General features: G+C 40.8%; 23 protein-coding genes and 1 pseudogene. 7 read left to right on the top strand and 17 right to left on the bottom strand.

What is annotated here, in order from left to right; genetic code table 11:
• Window positions 1-18: 18 nt before the first annotated feature.
• The 17 genes from HFU86_RS01535 to HFU86_RS01455 all read right to left on the bottom strand — a co-directional run bounded on the left by HFU86_RS01535 (window position 19) and on the right by HFU86_RS01455 (window position 18,177).
• Entirely contained in the window at window positions 19-1,128 is a 1,110-nt protein-coding gene (locus HFU86_RS01535) for a hypothetical protein (protein ID WP_132496855.1), read from the bottom strand.
• A gap of 5 nt (window positions 1,129-1,133) precedes the next feature.
• Window positions 1,134-2,450 carry an IpaC/SipC family type III secretion system effector gene (locus tag HFU86_RS01530; protein ID WP_187128590.1) on the bottom strand — a complete coding sequence of 439 codons (1,317 nt, stop codon included), beginning with the start codon at window positions 2,448-2,450 and terminating at the stop codon, window positions 1,134-1,136.
• A gap of 18 nt (window positions 2,451-2,468) precedes the next feature.
• Window positions 2,469-4,613, bottom strand: coding sequence for a type III secretion system translocon subunit SctE (gene sctE / locus HFU86_RS01525; RefSeq protein ID WP_187128589.1), 2,145 nt, complete (start codon window positions 4,611-4,613; stop codon window positions 2,469-2,471).
• 13 nt (window positions 4,614-4,626) lie between these two features.
• Entirely contained in the window at window positions 4,627-5,160 is a 534-nt protein-coding gene (sicA, locus tag HFU86_RS01520) for a type III secretion system translocator chaperone SicA (protein ID WP_132496852.1), read from the bottom strand.
• 128 nt (window positions 5,161-5,288) lie between these two features.
• Window positions 5,289-6,362, bottom strand: coding sequence for an EscU/YscU/HrcU family type III secretion system export apparatus switch protein (locus HFU86_RS01515; protein ID WP_187128588.1), 1,074 nt, complete (start codon window positions 6,360-6,362; stop codon window positions 5,289-5,291).
• 32 nt (window positions 6,363-6,394) lie between these two features.
• On the bottom strand, window positions 6,395-7,189 hold the full coding sequence (gene sctT / locus HFU86_RS01510; protein ID WP_187128587.1) for a type III secretion system export apparatus subunit SctT: 795 nt from the start codon (window positions 7,187-7,189) through the stop codon (window positions 6,395-6,397).
• The gene (gene sctS, locus HFU86_RS01505; RefSeq protein ID WP_036949954.1) at window positions 7,186-7,458 is read right to left on the bottom strand and encodes a type III secretion system export apparatus subunit SctS; all 273 of its coding nucleotides are present in this window, start codon (window positions 7,456-7,458) and stop codon (window positions 7,186-7,188) included. Before sctS ends, sctT begins: the two co-directional genes overlap by 4 nt.
• 16 nt (window positions 7,459-7,474) lie before the next feature.
• Window positions 7,475-8,140 carry an EscR/YscR/HrcR family type III secretion system export apparatus protein gene (locus HFU86_RS01500; RefSeq protein WP_036949952.1) on the bottom strand — a complete coding sequence of 222 codons (666 nt, stop codon included), beginning with the start codon at window positions 8,138-8,140 and terminating at the stop codon, window positions 7,475-7,477.
• 2 nt (window positions 8,141-8,142) lie between these two features.
• Window positions 8,143-9,072, bottom strand: a complete 930-nt coding sequence (locus HFU86_RS01495) for a FliM/FliN family flagellar motor switch protein (RefSeq protein ID WP_187128586.1) — start codon at window positions 9,070-9,072, stop codon at window positions 8,143-8,145.
• The gene (locus HFU86_RS01490; RefSeq protein ID WP_187128585.1) at window positions 9,072-10,322 is read right to left on the bottom strand and encodes a SpaN/EivJ family type III secretion system needle length determinant; all 1,251 of its coding nucleotides are present in this window, start codon (window positions 10,320-10,322) and stop codon (window positions 9,072-9,074) included. Before HFU86_RS01490 ends, HFU86_RS01495 begins: the two co-directional genes overlap by 1 nt.
• Window positions 10,294-10,749: a hypothetical protein gene (locus HFU86_RS01485; protein WP_187128584.1), complete on the bottom strand. Its 456-nt coding sequence runs from the start codon at window positions 10,747-10,749 to the stop codon at window positions 10,294-10,296. The genes HFU86_RS01490 and HFU86_RS01485 overlap by 29 nt, the downstream gene beginning before the upstream one ends.
• Entirely contained in the window at window positions 10,749-12,041 is a 1,293-nt protein-coding gene (gene sctN, locus HFU86_RS01480) for a type III secretion system ATPase SctN (protein ID WP_132496962.1), read from the bottom strand. Before sctN ends, HFU86_RS01485 begins: the two co-directional genes overlap by 1 nt.
• Before the next feature lie 6 nt (window positions 12,042-12,047).
• Window positions 12,048-12,452: a type III secretion system protein gene (locus HFU86_RS01475; RefSeq protein WP_132496845.1), complete on the bottom strand. Its 405-nt coding sequence runs from the start codon at window positions 12,450-12,452 to the stop codon at window positions 12,048-12,050.
• Between the two features lie 11 nt (window positions 12,453-12,463).
• Window positions 12,464-14,530, bottom strand: coding sequence for an EscV/YscV/HrcV family type III secretion system export apparatus protein (locus HFU86_RS01470; RefSeq protein ID WP_132496844.1), 2,067 nt, complete (start codon window positions 14,528-14,530; stop codon window positions 12,464-12,466).
• Window positions 14,531-14,553: 23 nt separating this feature from the next.
• Complete coding sequence (gene sctW / locus HFU86_RS01465; RefSeq protein WP_187128583.1) at window positions 14,554-15,681, bottom strand: type III secretion system gatekeeper subunit SctW; 1,128 nt, start codon at window positions 15,679-15,681, stop codon at window positions 14,554-14,556.
• Window positions 15,672-17,372: a type III secretion system outer membrane ring subunit SctC gene (gene sctC, locus HFU86_RS01460; RefSeq protein WP_132496842.1), complete on the bottom strand. Its 1,701-nt coding sequence runs from the start codon at window positions 17,370-17,372 to the stop codon at window positions 15,672-15,674. Before sctC ends, sctW begins: the two co-directional genes overlap by 10 nt.
• The gene (locus HFU86_RS01455) at window positions 17,362-18,177 is read right to left on the bottom strand and encodes an AraC family transcriptional regulator (protein ID WP_187128582.1); all 816 of its coding nucleotides are present in this window, start codon (window positions 18,175-18,177) and stop codon (window positions 17,362-17,364) included. The genes sctC and HFU86_RS01455 overlap by 11 nt, the downstream gene beginning before the upstream one ends.
• A gap of 218 nt (window positions 18,178-18,395) precedes the next feature.
• Between HFU86_RS01455 and HFU86_RS01450 the strand changes: the two are divergent.
• From HFU86_RS01450 to HFU86_RS01420, 7 genes and pseudogenes are all read left to right on the top strand, one after another.
• Window positions 18,396-19,589, top strand: a pseudogene (locus HFU86_RS01450) (PrgH/EprH family type III secretion apparatus protein).
• A 13-nt stretch (window positions 19,590-19,602) separates the two neighbouring features.
• The gene (locus HFU86_RS01445) at window positions 19,603-19,914 is read left to right on the top strand and encodes an EscF/YscF/HrpA family type III secretion system needle major subunit (protein WP_187128581.1); all 312 of its coding nucleotides are present in this window, start codon (window positions 19,603-19,605) and stop codon (window positions 19,912-19,914) included.
• A 67-nt stretch (window positions 19,915-19,981) separates the two neighbouring features.
• Window positions 19,982-20,278, top strand: a complete 297-nt coding sequence (gene sctI / locus HFU86_RS01440; protein WP_132496838.1) for a type III secretion system inner rod subunit SctI — start codon at window positions 19,982-19,984, stop codon at window positions 20,276-20,278.
• 3 nt (window positions 20,279-20,281) lie between these two features.
• Entirely contained in the window at window positions 20,282-21,037 is a 756-nt protein-coding gene (sctJ, locus tag HFU86_RS01435) for a type III secretion system inner membrane ring lipoprotein SctJ (RefSeq protein WP_187128580.1), read from the top strand.
• On the top strand, window positions 21,021-21,572 hold the full coding sequence (locus HFU86_RS01430; RefSeq protein WP_132496836.1) for a hypothetical protein: 552 nt from the start codon (window positions 21,021-21,023) through the stop codon (window positions 21,570-21,572). The genes sctJ and HFU86_RS01430 overlap by 17 nt, the downstream gene beginning before the upstream one ends.
• Window positions 21,550-22,230, top strand: a complete 681-nt coding sequence (locus tag HFU86_RS01425) for a hypothetical protein (RefSeq protein WP_187128579.1) — start codon at window positions 21,550-21,552, stop codon at window positions 22,228-22,230. The genes HFU86_RS01430 and HFU86_RS01425 overlap by 23 nt, the downstream gene beginning before the upstream one ends.
• Entirely contained in the window at window positions 22,220-22,705 is a 486-nt protein-coding gene (locus tag HFU86_RS01420; protein WP_255425919.1) for a hypothetical protein, read from the top strand. Before HFU86_RS01425 ends, HFU86_RS01420 begins: the two co-directional genes overlap by 11 nt.
• Window positions 22,706-22,709: the final 4 nt, after the last annotated feature.

Below are 22,709 nucleotides of genomic sequence, written 5' to 3'. Positions count from 1 at the left end.
TAAGATAAATAACTTAAATTACATATTGATCAGGCTATTATTATTTTGATTTAAATCTTTAATTAATTGAATTAATAACTGAACTAGCGTTTCAAAATGACTATTATCTTGACGAAAAGTCTCTAATAATCGTGAAACACTGCTATTAACCGCATTTTTTTGAGCATCAATAGCGGTTTGTAGGCTTTGGAATGACTGAGACATCATGTCCCCACCACCCCAATCAACTGGGGACCCTTTAATGCTTGAGTAAATTTCTCTGATTGGTTTGAAATCTGGATAAATAAGTATTTCATTGCCACTTTTTTTAACAACAAACCCTTGCCCAGATAATTTTTTTTCCCAAAAACTAAACTCTACATCCACATTTGATCTAGCTTGAATTGTATATAAAGGAGGGGTTTTCATGCCATATTCACTGGAATCTAAAGTTCTAAGGTACTCCCTCATGATATTTTTATCGTTGGTATTTGCATCCGTTTCATTTTTCTTACCTAGATCTTGACCCCACATTTCACAATATTCAGTTAATAATTCTGCCTCCGTATATGAAGAAGACGAGTAAAAACTTGAATAATCAGAATATGAAATTCCTGAATATTTTGACATTGCTGAATCAAAAGCTATCAGAAAATCTTTGGGTTTGAATTTTATTTTTCCATCCTTCCCCGCGCTGACATGCTCACTCATTTTACCTAACTGAGTATTCACTTCTTGCATATATTCCGTCGAAGCTTTAACTATTTCACCGTAGGTTTTTTGGTAATTGCCATGAATTTCTCCAACTAAATTCTCCACAGCTGGAATATGGCTACGACCATCTGCAACAGGTTGGGAAATCCTCTGATACTTATCAGATGAATGCTTCATCGCCATCATCATGGAGCGATATTGATCTTTGACTTTATCAAGGTTGCCCGAAACCGCACTCTCACGAAATTGCGTTTCGATCACCTCTGAACCCAATTGTGCGGCAAGTTGAAGACCTTGTTGGTAGACATCTAAAGAGGGGTTTAGTACTAGCTCTTTCCCCATAACAGAGGCGGTGTTCTGAGCATCTAGATTCTTGGTAGCAGGACCATTGACTGGTGCCTGCGGGTTTAAATGTCTCTGTGTGATGATTTCCATCGTGCTTAACCCCTTACCACGCTTTGGAAAGTGCGCAATTTACCTTCACGGATTTCACGTAAATGTTCATTCATTTGTTTAACCAAGTCTTGGCTTTTATCCACTTGCTTATCCTTGTCCGCAGAGACACTGCGCGCCACATCTGCAACGGATTGCTGCGTCATTTTATTCGCTTCTTCCGCTTTGACATTAACCTGATTCGCGGATGTTGCCATTTGCCCTGCGTTATCAGATAAGCGCCCACCTTGCTCAGCAATTCCCATCTTCGTGCGGGTTTTGTTCATGATACGTTCATGTTCATCGCGCTCAGACAGACCCAGTTTATTGGTACGTTGCGCAGCTTCTGCGCCACGCTGGTTGGCAAGTGCCTGCTGTGCTGGCGTTGCTTGATCAACGAGTTCCACATTCACACCTTCTTTATTTTTCAGTGTCAGTGAACTGTTTTTTGAAGACGAAGACAGTGAATTTGCATTCAGCTCATTCAAGCGATCCGCTGCTGAACCATTTTGGTTAGCTTTAACCAAATTGTTTTTAATCGATTGATTCTGTTGATGGAGAGATTTCGCTTGGAAAGCTGCGCCAGCTGTACTAATTGCCAAGGCAGTAAAGAACCCCGTCAATGCACCTGTGAACATCTCTTTACCTTCTTTGATGGTCGATTCTGCTGCCGCTTCCACCATTTTCGCGTTGAGCATTAAAAATTCGGCACTAATTCTACGATCTGAAATGTTCAGTTCTGCAACCACTTTACGAACCAGCTTAATCAGTTCCATCATAATATCGCTGCTAATAATGCCAACAAATTGCTGAGCTTTTGCGCCCTCTAGTGATTTGGTGGATTTCTTATCCGACTCAATCACGTCCGAACTTTTCGATGACCCATCGAAGAAACTGCTGCCAATCATCACTTGAATGGCAAGGGCAATTTGTTTGTAATCAGTTTCATCCAGCTGCTGGTTATTAGCCAACACCTGATTAAGCGTTTTACTTTCTGCGGCGAAGACTTTTTCTACTGCTTGTTGCGCTTGTTCTGGCGTTATTAGAGTAAAGCCGTATAAATCGTTCAATAGCGCATTTTTTTCCACTGAATCTAACTTTGATAATGCAGCTTGCAGTTGTATTGGCGTCATTATTGATGCAGGTACAGATAATGCAGGTCTATCAATGGCGCTCTCAGAGAAATCACCAGAAATATCATTCAACTGAATATCTTGGCGCGTATTATTTATCATAGAAGGCTGTGTTTTAGGCATAAGTGAAAACCCAATGCCATTCTGTTGGATCTGTGCAGGTAAATTTAATGATTGAGCGATAGTTGTCATATAAAAATTCTCCAAAGTTTAAGCGAAACGAGCCGTTTTCAGCATATCGACTTTATTGTTATTTGATTGGTGAAGAGTGGTCATCATGCCGCTGAACATTTCCTCAAATTGCTCATGGCTTTTAGACATAGATTTGATTAATGAATTAATGAGCTCCGTCAGCATTTGGATACTTTCATTATTGAGCATCATGCCTGCGAGCATCTCTTTCATATCACGCATCTGAGCTGCTGCTTCTAGACGTAACCCACCTGAAGTTGCCGCATTGGCAACAGAAAGACCTGCGCCAGTTCCTTTCATACCAACTTCCAAACGCGCCATTTTGACGCTTTGCGTTTTTCCTGAAGAAGCTACTTTTTCTACTGTTTTACCAATATCTTTTACGTCATCAAGCTTATCAGCGGCTTTCGCGAGTTTTGCAGTATCACTCACTTTCACCATTTGCCCACCAAGGGAAACATAGTCCGAAGATTGATCTGCCGCCTTAGCAAAATTTTGAACATCATCGAATTTATCGGCTAGCTTGGTGAATTTTGTCAGCTTCACCATTTCATCCGTATTATCTGCAACGGTCTGCCCCATTTTGGTGCCTTTCGTTGCCATATTGCCCAGCGCATTCGTAAAACTTTTCGGCATCGCTTTCACGGCACTTTTCAGTAAAGTTCCCACGTTCTTCGCCAACATTTTGGTGACATTAGTTACTGTATTTGCGATATTTTTAACAAATGAAGACATAGAAAGTAGTGAAATTGCCAAAAATGCCACTGCGGCAAGAACCATTCCCACGATGCTACCAATTTTTTTTGCTTCCGCTTCTGGCACACCAAAAGTAATCAACATATCCGTGACGACACTGGAAATTTCCGTCGCCAACATTTGCATCAAGCTCCCCTGTCCGGTCTCTTCCAAGACAATATCCGCGACAGACATCGCAATACCAATCGCGGCAACGGCCAACGTTAAAGGTGCGGCGGCACCAAACGTAGCAACCGTGGCAATCACAGAAACTGCGAGCATCACATAACTGAAAATCTTACTGGCGCAAGATGCAGCTTTATTGGCGTCTGCCGCCTTACGTTCTGCTTCAGCCGCTTCTTTGGCTTTTTTATCAGAGTCTTTACGAGAGGCTTCATTGATTTTCATCATCACCTCTTCTTGCTCTTTCATGTTGCGGATTGAATCTTCATTCATCGCTTTTTTGAGCTGTGCGGTGAGCATGGTTAACAGCGCAATGGTATTTTCCCATTTTTCACCATCAACATTCGTTTGCAGCGGTGCAGTCTCTATAAATTGATTTAATTTTTGACGATCTTTATCCGCAATTGCGGCTATCTTGGCAGAATCATCTAGCAACGAATCTAATGATACGTTTAACTGGTTAATCTCATTTTTGAGTACGCTGAGCTCGCTATCGAAGGCTGTAATGCTTGAATCTAACGTTTTTTGCTGTTGGGTAACTTGCTCAATTTCACTCGAAAGTTGCGCAATGTTCGCTTCCAACATCACCTCTCGCTGATACACTTCTTCGGTATAAGGCTTCGGGAGCGAATCTAATTGAGCTAATGCGGTTTTGTTTTCTGCTAACTGAGTGCTTAGCTCGGTCAGCTTTTGCTCATTACTTGTAAATAAAGAGACATTTTTCGAGCGCTGGCTAACTAGATCGTTAGATTTAAGATTGAGCGGCTTTAACTGAGCCTTTTTTTCAGCAATTTTGTTATGGGTGTCTTTCAGCTGGTCAGTGGAATCAGCAAATGAGTCCAATAACTCCGCACCTTTTTGGCGTAATGCAGCCGACTCAATATTTAATAACTGCAAGCGGTTATTTAACTCACCGATATTACCTTCATGTAATAACTGGCGGATGGTTGAGAATGTTTCAATCAGTACCGCGTTGGCATTAAATCCTTTCGCTTGCTGAGCTTCAGGTGACATTTTCATTGCCGACATTTTAGGCTTTACTAGCTTTGGAAGATGCTCTGAACGCTGACGTTTCATTTGTTCTGAAGACATCAGTTCACCACATGCCTCTTCTAAGGCTAATACCGCTTTTGCGCTCGCCTCACCTAGCCCCAAAGGGTTATTCCCTTGCAAGAAAGTGTGAATATTATTAATTCGATCATTACCTGAAGCGTGACTTACGCCTGGCATGGTGACTTGACTCATGGTGTTTCCTTCTCTAGGTGTTAGAGTTCGATAATTCTGATGTCTCTGCTTTTTCGATATTTGCCTTCAAAGCACTCAAATAAGCTTCTGATTTTTTCTGTAAATCCGCATCAAGGCTGTTTTCAATTACGCTTTCAAAACAGTGAATTGCCGCACTGCTTTTCTTCAGCATCAAGTTGCACTGCCCTGCGTGGAATAATGGTCGGTAATCATTTTTCGCCAAAACAAAGGCGAGTGCGTATAATTCCGTTGCTTTCTCATAACGTTTTGTTAATTGATAAACAGCCGCTAATCCCATGACATAGTCAGTGTTATAAAAATCGTAAATACTTAAAAATCGGAAAAAGGTTTCTGCTTCTTCTAACTTGCCTTGCTGATAAAATTCATAAGCGTAGGCATAAATGCCATCCATCGTTGTTTGTGGAATACCATGAATATCTTTATAGGTTGCCCCATCCATGAGTGCTGCGGTAATTCCGTCGAGTAATGCTTCCATTTCGATTTGAGTGCTGTCAGTTTGGGTACTGCTTGTTTCAGTGTGGTTCATATAGTCACCTCGTTATTAATACGTGATATATGATGCAAACTGCTCTGTTGCATCATAATTAATCAAATTTCCCATTTCTTATAAAAAACGATTCAATGTGTGAATAATTAATTCATAGCGCCATTAATTTATGATGAAATTAACTTTTCCAATGCTTCATCAACATCTATTCCTAATTTTTCTAATTCAACACGGATCAGCCAAGTAATTATTTGCATAACATCCTGCAATCCATTTTCATCAATAAAGCTGTTCTTTTTATAATTTCGCCATATTTGGCGAGCCAAAATAATATCTCGTACTACAGGTACATTCTGTTGCTCTGCATATTTAATAACGGCTTTAGCTTGTACCCCGCGAGTTTTTAACATTAAGAAAGGCAGTGGTGCGACATTCGAATCATAATAAATTAACATGGCAATATGTGTCGGGTTTGCCATAACGAATGTTGAGTTTTTAATATTCGACTTCACTTCCTCTGATAATATTTCTTGGTGTAGCCCTTTACGTGCGCTTTTAATATGGGGATCACCTTCATTATCTTTGTACTCTTTTTTGACTTCCTGTTTTTCCATTTTTAGGTTTTTAATAAATAAGAAAAACTCTGCAATTGCATCCACCAAAACAATAATGAGTGCCACTACAAGAAAGACAAATACAAATATAATACAAAGGCTTACCCACTGCGTAGTCATGCCATTTATCGTGGTGCGATATAACATGAAAATTTCATGTCGCCACACCACAAAAAAAGTGGCAGCGGAAACACTAAAAACCAATAAGTACAAAATGGCTTTAATCAGCTCTTTAAGCGAATTTAAAGAGAATATTTTCTTAAATCCGGCAATTGGGTTTAATTTTGTAAAATCAAGTTTGATTGCCTCGGTCGCTAATCTAAACCGACTCTGTAATAGTGAAATAATGGTGCCTGATAAAAAACAGGCAATCAAAATAGGCACCACTATGCTCAAAAATATTTTTGAGAATTGCCAAAGTAAATTGTCGATATGAATATCATGTGGGTTTAATAATAATTTTTTCATTAACCCACCCAATTCATATAAACTGGACATTCCGCCAATAACAAATGCACCGGTGACTAAAACAATTGCTGCTATGGTGTCCTTACTTTTATAACTTTGTCCTTTTTTGGCAGAGTCTTTTATTTTCTTGTCGGTAGGCTTTTCTGTTTTTTCAGCCATAACACTGTCTCATAATTCCGTGTCAATAATCATCAAGATGAATAAAAAATAGTTTTTAATGGCGATATCGAAATCATATTGACCAAAATATCTGGAACTTCATTTTGGAAATAAAGTAAAAACACAATAAAAGCGATAATCGACTTAATTGCCAGAGACAATGAAAATGCATTTAATTGTGGACAAAAACGGGAGTATAACCCGAGCGCTACTTCCGAAATAAAGAGTGTCACAATAATCGGCGCCGTTAATATCACTCCGTTCACTACTGCCTTATTTATCCATTCCCCTAACGGTAAACTATTGAATGACGTAAACCCATGAGCAAAGGGCAATAATTGATAGCTTTGTGCAAATACGTTGGCGAGTTGGTACATACCCCCTTGCGCCAAAAACACCATACACACGATATAACTGATAAATACCGCCAATTCAGAGGCTTCCGTACCACTCGCAGGGTCTACAATACTACTAATAGTTTCTCCCCGCTGGGTATCTATCAACTCGCCGATAACATTGGCAATCATAAATGGCAGCCCTAAAATCAGCGCCAATACAATGCCAATACTGACCTCGTAAATAAAAACCTCACTGAGGCTAATTTCATCCCAATTTATTTCGCGGGCAGTAAGATAAGGCCACATCCCTAACGCCAAATACGCAACAACACAGTTTTTAATGATCCCGCCATTAAGTAATTTGTTACTCAAAAAAGGCAGGAAGAACATCACAGGGGCAATGCGCAACCATGCAAATGCAATTTTCACTAGCCCTTGTTGGAAATTAAAATACAAGGACGACGCTAATGAGAGCATCTCCTGGTTCATCCAAATAACCCTATCGCAGGCAAAGCGGTGGTCATGACTTCAATAGCGTAATTCATCACTTTATCCGCCAGCCAACCTGAAATCATAAACAAGGAACCAAATACGGCTAATAGCTTGATACCAAAAGGTAATGTCTGTTCCTGAAGTTGAGTCACGGTTTGTAAAAGCCCCACTAACAACCCCACGACCGTCGCCACAATCACAGGAATCGCTGACAATATGACGATCAACAACATCGCTTTATTACTGACATAAATGATTGAATCCATTTTCTATTCCCTTACGTCAATGCTGTGCGAGTTCGAAATACTGCATCACCAGCCCTTTCGAAATCAGTGACCATCCATCAATTGCCACAAACAGAATCAATTTCACTGGCACTGAGATAGTCACGGGACTCATCATCATCATACCGAGTGCCAACAGAATGCTTGAGATCACCAAGTCGATAACCACAAACGGTAAATAGATATAAAAACCAATTTCAAACGCGGATTTAATTTCACTCAATGCGTAGGCTGGCAGTAATGAAAATAGTGTTGGTGCCGCTTGCTCTTCTTGTACCTCGGCTTCCGTTTTACCCTGCTGAATAGATTCGAAGAAATTCACTAATTGAGGATCGGAATATTTCACTAAGTAATCTTTATAACGCCCTAGCCCGTTATCAACGAAGTTGTCGATGGACTCCACATTGCTAAAATCCACGCTTTCGTGGCGCATGTAATTGTTCACATCTTGCAGCACAGGCATCATCACAAAAATGGACAGTAATAAGGCAATACCATTAAGTGCCATCGTCGAAGGGACTTGTTGTACGCCCATCGCATTGCGCACCATAATCAGCACAATCGAGATTTTTAGATAGCAAGTTCCCGCTGCAATAATAAAAGGTAGCAGTGTGGAAAAGGCAATAAGGACTAATAAAGGTATTTCATTCGGAACCGTTGGCATGCTTATAACCTTTTATCGCCTAAGCTTACCAATCGCTTAATTTCTAAGCCTAATTCGTCACTATCACCAATATAGGTCAGCTCGCCTTCTGCGATCAGTTGTTTGTTTGCATACACTTTCACTTCACGTTCTTTATTTTCACCAATTGAGTAAACTTCTCCTGGCTGGAGTGAATCCAATTCCTCCACACTGATGTCTGAATGACCCAATACAAAGGTCAGTTTGACCGTGAGGTCGTGCAAATTAAAAGGACGAACAGTTTCATCAACAAACTCCTCTTCCACCGCAGAATCTATCTGTTCGTCATCTGCTGTCATTAACTGTTCAATCATAAAAATGCCTTCTTGTTGTTTTTGAAAATGGGCCAATACACGCCCTGCAACGGTCATATCTAATTGCAATTGCTGAATACGCAGCACATCGCCAAGCGCGATAGACTGCAAAATTTTGCTACTGATATGGCTATAACCTAAAATCCAGTCGGCTTGCAGCTTAAGCTGCTCGGCTATCCCGTTTTGCGCCTTACGCTCGATTAGCCCTTCAATAGGCTCAGCTAACAGCACAATGCCAAGTTTCTTTTCTTTCACCGTGAACCTTGGTTGTAGGAGCTGTTCATCATCAATAATCTCGACGCCATGACAACGGAATTGCTCGGAGAAAAACGCCTTTCCGATATTTTCATAAGTAAAAACTTTGCATAAGCTTTTGGTATCTAAAAGATTCCATGCGTAATGAGCCAACTTAGGCCAACGGTGACGGCACCACTCTTCAGCATTCACCAGCACTTGAGTTTTCTGCTTTTTACTGTGTAGAGTGACTTGAAAATAGCGCTCTCCAACTTTGGGGATATGCATGTCTAAGTCCCATTGAAAACGCTGCTGCCACTCTCTAACCTGCTTTTCTCGGTGGCTAATTCGATGAATATTTAGCATTAGGACTCCTCGTCTTGCTGATGCTGTTGCTGCCGTTGACGCTGTTGACCTTCCTGCTCTTCACGTCGGATCACCATTTTTTGTTCGCCTGTCCATAAATGCTGGTTGTCTTGCAAGGCCTGCTGAACCTCATGGCTTTGCGTTGATGCCACCACCTGATCTTTGTTGGCACTCGCTAAAGCAAAAGAGACCGTTGGTGCGTTTTGCCATTGGCTAAAGGTGTAACTCAGTGTGCGAGAAGGTGCAGTTTGGAAACTTTCAACCTCAGAAGCTGCCATCAATTCAGCGACTTTGCTGACCATTGAAGAGGCTTGCTGTGTGTGTGTTGAAGTTTGAGAAGCCGAGGTTTGAAAAGTAGAAATTTGAGGCGTCGCCGCCAGTGGCTTCTCTCCCATCTCTGCACGCACTTGCGTTAAAATGTTTTTGGTAATATCTATTTCATCCGGTTGAATGACTTCTGATTTTTCAATATTGAAGCTTTTCATATCAGGAAAATGTTGAGATGCAGGACGCTCATTTGGCACAGGGCGGCCTTCATGGCTTGCAGAGACATTCGGCTCTTTGACCTCATGTTGAATTTGCATGCCAGGTTCAAAAGAAGATTGAGCTTCACTCACTGAATTTGATTGACCATCACGCAGAGGTGATTTCAATACAGCGATATCCACAACTTCAGTCTGCTGCGCTAATGGGATGCTCATCCATTGGGTCTGCTTGACACTTGTCGGATTATTTGACAAAAATCGAGCCGCTTTTTGTGCTATAGTTTTTGTTTTAACGGTCTTCGTGTCAGCCAATTGACCAATCGATACCACCCCAACATTGGCGTTAAACGTAATCTGAGGAGCATCGTCTTCACTCACCGTTTGCCCTAATAAGTCATCAGGTTGTGTACTGAGTGAATGGTTCGCTTCGCTGTTGTTTTTATCTGAGCCATATTCCGCAGAGAGAAATGCCACTTTCCCGCCAGAGTGCATATGCTGGATTTGAGTCGGTAAGTTCAACAGAACGGGTACTGCCAACTCTTCTACTGGTTTTTTGGGCTTTTTATTATTACCAGTCACTTGAGTCAGTTTTTTTTGAACAATATCCTGAGCCGCTTTTTTGACTGAATGCTGCTGACTACCCTGCTTTTGAAAACCCGGTTTTTGCTGGTTATATTTTTGATGATTAAAACCAAATGATGAACTTTTAGCTTCCATTACGGAATTAAATGTATTGTCACTGGGCAGTGATTTTATTGTCGACATGAACAAACAGCTCCTCGATTTCATTTTGTTGCTGGCGCTCTAATTTTAACCACTGCGCCCTACGTTGTTGCTTGAGATATTTTCGGAATTTCTCGCACTTATTACGCAAAATGAACGTCCGTTCAGTCATTTGCTGCTTCAATAAATGGTACTTAGATAATTCAGCGTCTATGTTTTCTATCTGAAATTCACATTGGGCGATTTCTGATAAAACCACGGCTTTTTGCCGTTGACGTTCCCAAAAATCCATTTGGGTTAATTCTTCAGATTTTTCATACACCCCAACTTGTAGAGTTAATATAGCGATCCGTTGGTGAAGATCTTGGCGTTGTTGCTGCAACTGCAAAATGGCGCTTTTCAGCTTGCTTTGCTCTAACTGCACTCTTTCGAGACGCTTTTCAGTCAACGCTAATAATTGATTAATCATCAGGATGCCAAATGATGTAATTGGGCTAACATCTCCTCAAAGCCCTCTGACTCATCCATGTTTTGTTGTAAGAAATGATTGATATCCTGCTGTTTATCTAACGCACGGTCATTTTCTTGGCTTTCACCTCGCTGGTATTCCCCTAATTCGAGGTACAGCTTGATCTGCTCTAAGCGAGATAAATTTTCACGAATATCGACAGCAAATTGGCGATGTTCCGGCGTTGTCACCTTCTGAAAAACACGGCTAATACTGTGCAAAATATCAATCGCAGGGTAATGTCCTCGCCCCGCAAGTTTATGACTGAGATAAATGTGCCCATCCAAAATAGAGCGAATTTCATCGCCAATAGGGTCGGCTTCTTCCTCGCTTTCTAATAACACGGTGTAAAACGCAGTGATAGAACCCTGTTTTACGCGCCCTGGACGTTCGAGTAATAACGGAAGTTGCTCGAAAACCGAGGCAGGATAACCACGACGTGCAGGTAGCTCCCCTGCCGCAAGTGCCACATCGCGCAATGCCCTTGCATAACGGGTCATCGAGTCGACATACAATAAAACCTGGTTTCCTAAATCGCGGAAATATTCCGCCATCGCCGTTGCCAACAAAGCAGCATTACAGCGTTCAATCGGCGGGCTGTCGGAGGTGGCATACACTAAAATGGTTTTATCCGCATGGGGGGATTGCTTGAGTTCTTCAATAAACTCAATCACTTCTCGCCCACGTTCACCAATCAGTGCCACGATATGAATATCCCCGTGAGCGTGATTGATTAACATGTTCATTAATGAGGTTTTACCGCTACCCGCCGCTGCAAAAATACCGATACGCTGACCTAACCCGCACGTGAGCAATCCATCGATAGCGCGAATTCCTGTGACCATCGGTTCATTCACCGGACGGCGTTTATTCACACTCACTGGAGGATTATCAATGCGTTGCAGTTTGGTTTTTAACTGTGTAATTTCGCTATTTTTCTGACTTAATGCGCCTTCTAATTCCCCAGCAGCATTAAAAATATTCCCAGCAAGATGCTCCCCCATTTGAAATACAAACGGGTAACCACTTGGGCGAATAACCACTTCACGAGTGAAGCCCTGAGCGCGACCAATAAGGCTCAAAACCGTTAGCCCTTCTTTGAAGCCTATTACTTGCGCTTTGGCGATAACTTTTGGCTGTGCCAATGACTGCTCAATAAAGCAGATCTCGCCAATAAATACGCCATTCAATGGAGCTTCAATCAGGCATCCATGAATGCGCACAGGATGTGCGCAAACGTCAAAAAGTTTCATCATCAATTACGATAATTGCAGACGCAATTCGTTAATGCGTTCAAAGAATTCTTCAAAAGAATCAGCAAATAACTGCATGTCATTCAATGAAGTCTCCTTTAATACCGCGGATAACACCAAGTTATTTTCCATAATATTGAGTGCAGGTTGCCCCGGATGAAAATTACGTGGTACATATTCTAAAATGCTTTTCAATAATGAAGCATGGGATGCTTCGAGTCGGCTGTAATTACATTCCATTAAGCTGCACCAAATAATTAAATCATCGGATGACAAATCAATATTAATCGCAGGTACATCACTCATTTCGAGTTGAATATTGGAATGGCAATCAAGCTGCGGATTCACTAAATCACTGCGCCCCATGGCATTTAAAAATTCATTCAATTTCTCGACAAAACGGTATTTCATTTATGTGCTCCTTATATCGTTTTAATAACGTTGACCTTCACCATTTCGGAAACCTCATTAAATGAGAGCACCTCAAGTTCAGGGAAACGACCTTCTAAGATTTTTTTCACAAACCGGCGGATATCCACAGGTACCAGTACATTGACATCCCTAACAGATAAGTAACTGTTTTCTAATGCCAATTCAGCAGCTTGAATAAGCTCATTACTTTTTTCAGGTTCTAAATGCAAATAAACACCACCGGATGATTGGCGAATACCTTGGCGAATAGTGTCTTCCAGTTCCGCATTCACCATTAAGACATTTAGGCGCCCTTCCACCGAGAAACGGGATGAGATATAACGCGCCATTGAGCTGCGAATGTGCTCTACCAGCATCATGCTGTCTTTCTCTTTGGGCACCCATTGCACTAAGGTTTCAATAATTAGCTTCATATTGCGCACCGAAATTTTTTCCATTAATAAACGTTGAAAAACTTCCGTGACTTTTTGTACGGTGGCGTGGCGATAACATTCTTTCAGTAATTCGGGGTACTTTCTTTCAAGATCATCCAGTAAATTTTTAGTTTCTTGGATCCCGAAGAATTCATTGATGTGGCGTAAAAGCAACGTACTGACGCAATCAATCATTTCCGTTACGTCATCGCGCACTAATAGACCGAGTTGCTCGACGTTTTCGCTGTATTGGTTGTCAAACCAGGTGCTGACTGAACCATATTCATCGGTATATTTGATGAGTTCCATCCCAAGGTATTCCAGCTCATCATTCGCCGTTAGTAAGCGTTGACCATGAAAATAGACATCGTATTCACCCGCTTTTACTTCGTTTATTAGCACTACAATTTTGTTTTCTGACACGATAGGCGAATAGTTAATGGCAATATCGGGAATGCGATATCCATAACGAATAAACACATCTTTTTTCATGCGAGATAGAAAATTATTATCTTCTAGGTGCTGCTTATATTGCTGATTAACCGAGATAATGACGGGTAAGGTTTCTGGGATATACTCATCGTCGAAATCATCATTCGCGCGCTGAGTTTCCCCTTCAGTGGCGTCGGTTTGCAGATTTTCTTCACCCAATTGCTGCTCTTTTCGCTGTGCTTTACGCTTTTTAAAATAGCGAGTGGCAAATAACCCCATCAGCAATGCCGCAAGAAACAAGAAAATGGCCGTTGGAAATCCGGGTAAAAAACCCATAAATAGCACGATAAATGCGGTGATCAGGATGGTGAAATCATTGTCAAAAAGTTCAGAAACAATGTTTTCACCCAAGTTTTTATCATTGCCCCCCACGCGAGTCACAATAAAGCCAGCACTGATAGAGATAAGCAGCGCAGGAATTTGCGCGACCAACCCATCACCGATAGTTAATAACGTGAAGGTGTTTAATGCCGTGGAAAGATCCATACCTTGCTGAGCCGTACCCACTGATATTCCGCCGATTAAGTTGACGAAAATAATCACGATACCGGCAATGGCATCCCCTTTGATGAACTTCATCGCACCGTCAAAAGAACCGAATAATTGGCTCTCTTTTTCCAGTTCGCCACGTTTAATTTTTACGGTTGCTTCATCGATAACCCCAGCGCGTAAATCCGCATCGATGCTCATCTGCTTTCCGGGCATCGCATCCAAGGAGAAGCGAGCTGCCACTTCAGCAATACGTTCTGAACCTTTGGTGATAACAATAAATTGCACGATCGTCACGATGGCGAATACCACCATTCCTACCACTAAGTTGTCCTGAATAACGAATTCACCAAAAGTATCGATAATATCGCCAGCATCCGCCTCAAGCAGAATAAGTCGGCTGGTACTAATAGAGAGCGCCAATCTAAACAGCGTGCTAATCAGTAGAATGGATGGGAAGGATTGGAAATTAAGAACTCGCGTAATATAAAACGAGCTCATAAAGATCAGTACCGAAATCATAATGTTCAGTGCGATCAATAAATCGACCAAGACGGTAGGTAACGGAATAATCAGCATCGCAATAACCATCACCATGATGACTAGCACCATCAGTTCAGGGCGATTACGGATCTGCAATAAAAATCCGGTTAAGTTTTTCATGAAATCGTGTATTTCCTGTCAAATTAGGGTTGTCGACGTAAGCGCTGCTCTTGCGCCAACAGTTGATCCATCTGTATTTTTAATTGGTCGAGTAATTCATCACGCGCTTCCAATGAGTAAAAAATGGCAACGGGAATAATTGAAAACGCAATAATTAGAAGCTGAACAAAGCGGGCGCGTAGATCCGTGGTCATGGCACTTAATTGTTCCTGAATAAAATTCACAAGCTTGTCATTGAAACTTTCTTGGCTACGGATCCCACTGGTAAATAATTGGCTTAGCACCTTCTCCAATTGGCTCTGCGGCAAGAGGCTTTGTGACAACTGTTTTTGTGACAAGCTCGCTTGCTGGCGAAACAGACCTGATTGGAGAAATTGCTGACTAAATGTGCGGTCTAGTGACTGCAATTCACGCAGACGACCAATTCGTGTAAAGAAGCTGCCAAACTCACTAATATTCAGGTCTCCAAGCGGCAGTGCTTGTAAGTCACACGCCAAGGCTCTTGCGAGATAACGCATCATGTTTTCGCGTTGAGCCAGCTCCATTTCTTCTACCCACTGTTCATATAAATAGACCACAGGACCGTCATAACCGATAAATTCGCGGTATAAGGTGCGTAAGTTCCCAGCACTTTCACGCAGAGTTTGGGCAAACGCTTTGGCAATTAGCGCGATGTTTGCCCCTGCCTGCGCCGTACGGTTGGTATCTTCCGTTAGCAGTAACCGCTCTAACTCTTGTAAATGATCAATCTGCTCCTGCTTGAGTTTTTTACGGTTGATAAGCGCGGCAAGCACCATCAGTAAATCGCTAGGATCAGAGAAAAACTGCAATAAAAAGGCCCGTAACTGCTGAGGCGTCATCAATTGACGATTGAGTATTCCTTCAATTCTCAGCACTTTTTCGTCTGCATTGTTTTCTAAGATGCGCTCAGCAAAGCGCATCCACTCCTCTTCTTGCCCTTTTTTCGAACCGCCTCGACGAACATGGCTCGCAGCCAGCATCGCCATCGAAGCGTATTCGCTGGAACTATCAATCACCCCCGCACCGCGCGCAGCTTCATCGGAGTCATCACTGCTTTTCGTGGCTGTACGACTCTTATCTTGTGCGCTCAGTAGCGTGCGATTGCTATAGCTCAGTGGGGTTATTGCCATGAATCCCTCATGTATTGCTGGAGAAACTGTACAGTTCCATGCAGTTGGCTATCTTTTTGTGTAATACGGGTTTTCTCGGAAAATTGTCGCCCATCCCACACTTCGTTTTCATCCAATAAACGCGGCTGGATTAAAAAGATGCGCACCATTTTTTGTTGATTGGTCGAGCTATGACGGAATAAGCCTCCCACCCAAGGAATATCACCAAGAAGAGGGATTTTGCTTTCATTTTCAATATATTGGTCGCGGGTATAGCCACCGATTAACAGACTACTGTCTTTGGCGATACGTGCCACGGTATTAATGCTGGTGCGGTTAACCGTCGGAAGCCCTTCAACGCTGGACGTTTTGCCGCTGCTATCGCGGTTCTCTGCACCGTCTTCGATATTCACTTCCATTTCAACACTTTGACCGGCTGAAATGCGCGGCATGACGCTGATCATCGTGCCGTAAGTAACTGATTCGAGGGTTGCAGTACGTTCACCTTGTAGCTTGGCGTAGAAACTGGTGTTGTTATCAAACAGCGCAGGAACGTTTTCTTGGGTGAGTAACACCGGGCGCGAGACAATTTGGCTATTACCATTTTTGCTTAGCGCATCAATTTGCACTAAAAACTTGCTGCTATCAGGTAAGGTGCTTCGATTAAAAGAAACCGAGCCGCCGCCTACATTAAAAGAACCCACTTCCCAATTCACCCCTAAGTTATCTAACTCAGAACGTGTGATATCGATAATCCACAAGGAAAGCTCCACTTGGCGACGGCGGTTATCTAATGTTTTAACCAAATCACGGACGTAACGGATCTGCTCAGGGCTACCTTTCACAATCAGGCTGTTGCTGTCAGGATGGGCAACCAGAGAAAAGCTACTATTTGATGCACCACCACGTTTGACGGTGACTTGGCGATTTTCAGAACGAGCGCCACCAATGGGTGCATCCATCAAGGCATCAATTTCATCCCCATCGGTATTGAGCTTTGCAGGTAAAATTTCGAGGGTTTCTTCAACGCTACTGCCCCCATTTTTAAACAGGGAACTGATCACCGATAACATGCCGGGAACCGTGATCGATTGACCACGTAATGAGTAACTTCGATCGCTTACAGAGGCATGCTTCAGCGGGAGTACCGCAACATTACCACTGGTTTTTTCTTCTTGTTTGCGTTGCTCGCCAAGATACAGCGCGGCACCTTTAATCAACTCAACATAGAGCGGCGGTCCGGACACAAATAACATCGTGTCGCCACCTTGGGAACGAACAGGAAAACGCGCATCATAGATGCCATTACGTTGAATATAGCTGAGAACTTGCTGGCTACTGACTTTGTGAGTCGGAATAATCAGACTACGCATTTCACTATTATCATAGACATAAATACCTGCACCATCGTCATACCAGACTAACGCGATACGACGCGTTAAGGCTTTAAACATTTCATCGGCATTCGCGAGGTTAAAATTTCCCGTCACTTTTTTCTGGGATGCCAATTTACTTAAAATAATTGGCTTATTAATTTGTTCTGCTACAGCATCAAACACTTTACCTACCGCGATATTATTCGCGACAAACGTATCTGCACTTCTTTCTTGCGTCACCGGCTCTGCAATCATCATTTCTGATTGAGCGGTATTGATATTTACACTCAGTAAAAACAGCGAAATAAAAACCGCCATTAATTTTTTACTGTTCATATAACGTTGCTCCAAGGTGCCTTATTTCTGATGGGGTTAATCCCAATTCTTTTTTCAAATCATTCGTGAAGTGAGAGGCGGAGCAGTAACCTGCTTCTAACCCAACATCTAAAATAGAACTTTCACTTTCAATTAATTGCAAAATAGCCGCCCCCATACGTACGCCCATAATTTTGCGTTTAGCGGTTTTATTAAAGTTTTCTCGGTAGAGTTGTCTAAAATAAGAAGCTGAAATGCCGTAACGGGCACACAGTTGATTAATATTGGCGTTTTTGTCTTGCTGAGCGGCTGAAATTAAAAAGCGCATCATTCCATACGCTTCATAGCGTCTTAATACATCACACCAATCATCAAATAACGGCTGTTTTTTAATGATCAAATCAATCACGATGTTTTTAATTAAAACAGGTGCTGATATTTCATCGTCAAATATAATGAATTCACCTAGTTGGTTTTCATCACTCTCTCTGGTGGCTTTTTTTGCAAGAAAGGATTGCCCCATTGCAGTATCAATAATAGCCAGCGTTTCAACGAGTTCAGATAATTCCATTGTATAGATATCCCATAAGGTTTTATCTTCAATCGTTAATTCATCCAGACCGCAAACAAAGATAGCGGGTTCTTGTACTTTAATATTTAAATTTGTATATCGAGATTTATAACAAAGCGTCGCTTTCGCTTTTACTGTGGTTATATTTTCTATTGAGGTTATAGTTTCTTTTGGTATTGACAAGACCAGTACGTCTTGTAAAGAAAAGCAACTATTTCTACTCGCCAATAATTTAGCAATATCTTCATTCGACATTATAAATAGGCCTTATCCATTGATTTTTACTTGATGTAGATTCATTGATTAAATATAAAAAAACAAATGAATACTCTGGAATAGTTTGGAATTAACTATAAAAATACAGGGTATGAATGAATAAGATAAATTCAGCTGACTATATTATGTTCTTATATTTAAATACTGAGCATTGAAGTCAATATGACTCGCTATTTTTTATTAATTGAGATTATCTTATGATAGAAGCAAAATACCACACCTGCATAATGAAAATTATTAGTGGTTCGATGAATAGTCAAGAGCTAATGATTAACATCGATAAAAATCTTATTGTCGTTGGGCAATATACTAAATACAAAACTGAAATAGATGAAAACGGTTTCACAACCTATTATATTCCTAGCGAACATACCCAGTGCGAGTTTTCTATTGTTTCTCATGACGAACATAATAATAATTTTGCAATTAATCTTAAACAAGATGGGAAAAGTCGTCACCTCTCTGTCACACTACAAGAAATCTTGCTCATTGACACCTTTCCAATCGTCATTAAGCTATTGAATACTGAATGGAATTAATCTAAGAAAGAGCCTAATCCATTGCCATCTAAATCACTATTGCTTACAGAAAATAGCGCCATTGCCATAAAACAGAAACCAAAGTTTAATAAAAAATGGCTTTTTGTTTTATTACTAACATTTGTCGTTATTTTTATATTATTCGTTGAATTCCAAATTAATCCAAAAAATAACACTGCAAAACAGATTAAAAATATAGATAATATATTAAAAGGAAGCTATTACCCTATTATCTATACGCAGAATAAAAATGGCGAAATACTTATTCTCGTCAAATCGCAAAGAGATGAAGACTGGAGCCGTCAAGTTTTACTAAAATCAGATTATCAAGAAAAATATACCATCAAAAAAATAAACCTTCTTGAAAAAGAAATTGAAGATAAGTTAATAGATACTGTACCCAATTTATTAAAGGTTGACATTAGCAACCCTTGTCAACCCGTCATTCGAGTCGTGAAAAACCCACTACCGAATAATGATGATAAAAATATTAATCGCATTTTATCTAGTTACTTCAGTTGTTATAACCAAAGCCAACTTGTACAGATTCCTCTTGAGGAACTCATCAAGAGAGCAGAGTTAGGATTGACTGAAAGTAATGTGAAATGGCAAAGAATAACCAAAGGTAACTACGTTATCTTTGTTATAAGAGATAGTTTAAATGATAAACAGACTCTCTCTTTAATTAGCTTCACCAATTCATTTAGTCAAAAGTGGGGAACCAAGAAAATTCAATTTTCCGTCTCCCTTGCCAATAATGAACTGGCTGGAAAATCGTTTATCACCAATTCTAATGGTATTACGTTGTTAGGTAATAATCATTGGTTATTTAACTCAAATCAACCTAATTAATGAGGTAATAAATATGGCAACTCCAGGCATTAGTAATGCAAATGGTAATTGGGATGCATCTGCATTAGAACAAGCATCTACCACAGCAACAGATAATAAATGGGGCATGATGTATCGCAGCTCCGCAGGTATTAGCGAAAGAACAAAAACTATCGCTGATGAATTAAAGTCTATGATCGACAACCCAAATCTGGAAGTCGATAACCCGCTGAATCTGGGTAAAATCACAGCATTAAGCGGTAACTATAATATGGCACGTCAATTACAAAGCAACATAATGAAGTCCTTTAAAGATGCGGCACAAGCCATTATTCGTAACATGTGAGCCCGCAACGTTTAATTTAAATCAGAGCATCACTGATCCTGATGCTCTATTTTTATAGGAGATACTTATGTTACCTATTAATCCTGTTTCAGTATTATCAAATATCGCTGAAATGGCACCTGTTACTCCAGCGACCATCCCTTTGGAAGATAAAGTGAAACAGTTATTTGCTGAGTACACGACCTCTGTGAGCCAAGAAAAAGCAGATCTTCTGGAGAAAATGAATACCATTGACCCTAGCGATTCCGCTAAATTATTGGAATTACAAAACCAAGTCGGTAATTACAGCCTTGCCTTGAATATGGTCAGTACACTTACACATAAAAGTGTTTCTGCCATTGATACTGTATTAAAAGCACAATAAACCATGAATATATTAAAGAAATTCCTATTAATCGGGTTTATTGGCTTACTGCTCGGCTGTGATAACCAGTTATTACTGAGCAATTTAAGCCAGCGCCAAAGCAACGAAGTGCTTGCGATTTTGCAAGAGCACGGAGTTGATGCTAAGCGTAAACAGGATTCTAAAAATGGAGACTCGATTCGCGTAGCACCTGACGATTTTGTTATTGCGGTGGATCTTTTACGTCAATACAACCTGCCATCCAAAAATCCGGTGGAAATTATTGATGCCTTTCCTGGAGATTCGTTGGTTGCCTCACCGCAAGCTGAACGAACACGATTATTATCTTTGATTGAACAACGGCTTGAGCAATCTCTACTAACCATTCCTAATGTGGTCAATGCGAGAGTCCATGTGAGCTACCCTATCTCAGGTAATGGTCCCGTAAAACAGGCGCAAAAAGTTTCCAGTCTCGTGACTTACTCAGGTAATGAAGACCCAAAAGTGATGATGAATAAGATTAAGTTATTCCTCAATAATAGCTTTGCCGAAACCACCTATGACAATGTTTCTGTCGTGATAGTCAGTCGCCCTCCGCTGCTGTATCAAACAAAAAATGGTCCAACACCAGCATTTAATCCCGTGATTGCCTCTGCTTTAATCACTGCATTAATCGGTATGCTAATTGCATTTGGATTGTATCTATACCATCGCAACAATAAACAAAGCGATGAAAATGAAGAAGAGGTGGAGAAATCAAACCATGCCCCAATTGAGTAAGCTGCTGATTGACCAAAAAAATATTTTCTTAGCACCGGGGGATTATTTTCACTCGGAGTTCGTTGATGAGCATTATCATCAGCTACCCGTTCCGCTACAACAGCTGCAAAACTTGCAGCTTATTGAGCAATATCAATTAGATTTACCCGATGAAAAAACGTTGATATTACCCGAGATACTTGCCGAAAATTGGTCATTATTACCTTCTGTGGCGTGGGGTTTGGGGGTTATTCAGTACCCAGGTCCTCTGCCTTGGTGGGGAGAGCTATCTCAATATAGACAATTGCATCAGAAATTTAGCCACCTTTTATGGCAAGACATAACACAGGCCATCGATACGCCTCAGCATTTACTTGCATTAGGCGCTGAGCAGCTTTTGATGTGTTTAAACACCTTTAGTCACGGCTATGCTACCCGCGCAAAATATATGTTTAGCCACCGCACACAGCAGATGATCCCTCACACGGCTTCCACTCTGCTACCTTGGAATATTATTGAAGAAACTTGCCGCTATGTCAGAGAACACACAACCTAATATCCAGCAGACTTTAATTGAAAATGTGCTGATTAAGTATCCGGTTTTAGACACCAATAGATATGCCCAGTCGGTTGTTAAACAGGCACATCAAAAAGCCAAAGCCCATGTTCAACAAGCTCAACAGTCTGAGAAAAGTATTCATACTATAGCCTACCAACAAGGCTATCAAGATGGATTAACACAGCTTTTGAATGATTTTATTGGTGCCCTCAATGACAGTGAAGCCCAATACCAAAATCAGGTGAGCCAAACAGAAAGCCAATTAACTCAATTACTCATCGGTTTGTTTACTGACGCGCGTCTACAAGAAATTGTGGTAGAACACTTTGCTCAATTACAATCCGAAGCTCGCCATGTTCAATTACACATACCGGCATCATTGCAAACCAAGATAAGCACTAGAGCTAACGGCGCCAAAATATGTACTAGCCCCGATAATTCAATCACGTTAGAAGTGAATAACGAAATTACACAATTCTCGCCGAAACTGGCGGCAGAAAAAATATTACCGCATATTTTTCCGATTTCGACCCGTTGTTTAATTTTGCAACAACACAAACAAGCTTATGCACTATTAATTCAACAAAAACGGCTAATTCAACAAGAACGTGCTCTCCAACAAGAAGAAACAAGGAGGGGAAAATATGAAAATTGACTCTAATTTGCTGAATACTTTGTCAGCTTCGCGTACTCATGGCAATACGCCATCGAGTCTATCCGATCTACACACTAAAATGAGTACCCTTTGGAAATCCCGTAACAACATGAAAGATATACAAAACTACCAAGCAAAAAACATTCCCCACATTTCGGAGGATAAAAACGCTAAAATACAAAGCTTTATTACTGAATTTAAACATCAGGATAGTGATAAAACACGCTTCGCATTGGTGTTTAAAACTATGGTAAATTTGAATCGCAATGATAAAGAATCATTCATTACTCAAATCGTTCAAATATTAAAGTCTCCATCTGAATCTGAACCTGCTTTATATAAAGATTTCACTAAAGCTATTCAACGTTATATGTCGATAAGTTTAATGAATACTCCATTCACTGAACAATTGAATAAAAATATGACTAGCTTCAATCTTGATGGTGATGAAGATGAAGATTCATCAATTATATAATTCC

Source organism: Providencia sp. JUb39, assembly GCF_012272845.1.
In the GTDB taxonomy this organism is placed as follows: domain Bacteria; phylum Pseudomonadota; class Gammaproteobacteria; order Enterobacterales; family Enterobacteriaceae; genus Providencia; species Providencia lanzhouensis.
Note: the sequence above shows the minus strand (reverse complement) of the source record. Positions and strands in the feature narration are given on the sequence as shown.

Coding starts and splice junctions, on each gene's coding strand:
- HFU86_RS01535 (WP_132496855.1), bottom strand. CDS start 1,128: ATGGAAATCATCACACAGAGACATTTAAACCCGCAGGCACCAGTCAAT.
- HFU86_RS01530 (WP_187128590.1), bottom strand. CDS start 2,450: ATGACAACTATCGCTCAATCATTAAATTTACCTGCACAGATCCAACAG.
- sctE (WP_187128589.1), bottom strand. CDS start 4,613: ATGAGTCAAGTCACCATGCCAGGCGTAAGTCACGCTTCAGGTAATGAT.
- sicA (WP_132496852.1), bottom strand. CDS start 5,160: ATGAACCACACTGAAACAAGCAGTACCCAAACTGACAGCACTCAAATC.
- HFU86_RS01515 (WP_187128588.1), bottom strand. CDS start 6,362: ATGGCTGAAAAAACAGAAAAGCCTACCGACAAGAAAATAAAAGACTCT.
- sctT (WP_187128587.1), bottom strand. CDS start 7,189: ATGAACCAGGAGATGCTCTCATTAGCGTCGTCCTTGTATTTTAATTTC.
- sctS (WP_036949954.1), bottom strand. CDS start 7,458: ATGGATTCAATCATTTATGTCAGTAATAAAGCGATGTTGTTGATCGTC.
- HFU86_RS01500 (WP_036949952.1), bottom strand. CDS start 8,140: ATGCCAACGGTTCCGAATGAAATACCTTTATTAGTCCTTATTGCCTTT.
- HFU86_RS01495 (WP_187128586.1), bottom strand. CDS start 9,072: ATGCTAAATATTCATCGAATTAGCCACCGAGAAAAGCAGGTTAGAGAG.
- HFU86_RS01490 (WP_187128585.1), bottom strand. CDS start 10,322: ATGTCGACAATAAAATCACTGCCCAGTGACAATACATTTAATTCCGTA.
- HFU86_RS01485 (WP_187128584.1), bottom strand. CDS start 10,749: ATGATTAATCAATTATTAGCGTTGACTGAAAAGCGTCTCGAAAGAGTG.
- sctN (WP_132496962.1), bottom strand. CDS start 12,041: ATGAAACTTTTTGACGTTTGCGCACATCCTGTGCGCATTCATGGATGC.
- HFU86_RS01475 (WP_132496845.1), bottom strand. CDS start 12,452: ATGAAATACCGTTTTGTCGAGAAATTGAATGAATTTTTAAATGCCATG.
- HFU86_RS01470 (WP_132496844.1), bottom strand. CDS start 14,530: ATGAAAAACTTAACCGGATTTTTATTGCAGATCCGTAATCGCCCTGAA.
- sctW (WP_187128583.1), bottom strand. CDS start 15,681: ATGGCAATAACCCCACTGAGCTATAGCAATCGCACGCTACTGAGCGCA.
- sctC (WP_132496842.1), bottom strand. CDS start 17,372: ATGAACAGTAAAAAATTAATGGCGGTTTTTATTTCGCTGTTTTTACTG.
- HFU86_RS01455 (WP_187128582.1), bottom strand. CDS start 18,177: ATGTCGAATGAAGATATTGCTAAATTATTGGCGAGTAGAAATAGTTGC.
- HFU86_RS01445 (WP_187128581.1), top strand. CDS start 19,603: ATGGCAACTCCAGGCATTAGTAATGCAAATGGTAATTGGGATGCATCT.
- sctI (WP_132496838.1), top strand. CDS start 19,982: ATGTTACCTATTAATCCTGTTTCAGTATTATCAAATATCGCTGAAATG.
- sctJ (WP_187128580.1), top strand. CDS start 20,282: ATGAATATATTAAAGAAATTCCTATTAATCGGGTTTATTGGCTTACTG.
- HFU86_RS01430 (WP_132496836.1), top strand. CDS start 21,021: ATGCCCCAATTGAGTAAGCTGCTGATTGACCAAAAAAATATTTTCTTA.
- HFU86_RS01425 (WP_187128579.1), top strand. CDS start 21,550: ATGTCAGAGAACACACAACCTAATATCCAGCAGACTTTAATTGAAAAT.
- HFU86_RS01420 (WP_255425919.1), top strand. CDS start 22,220: ATGAAAATTGACTCTAATTTGCTGAATACTTTGTCAGCTTCGCGTACT.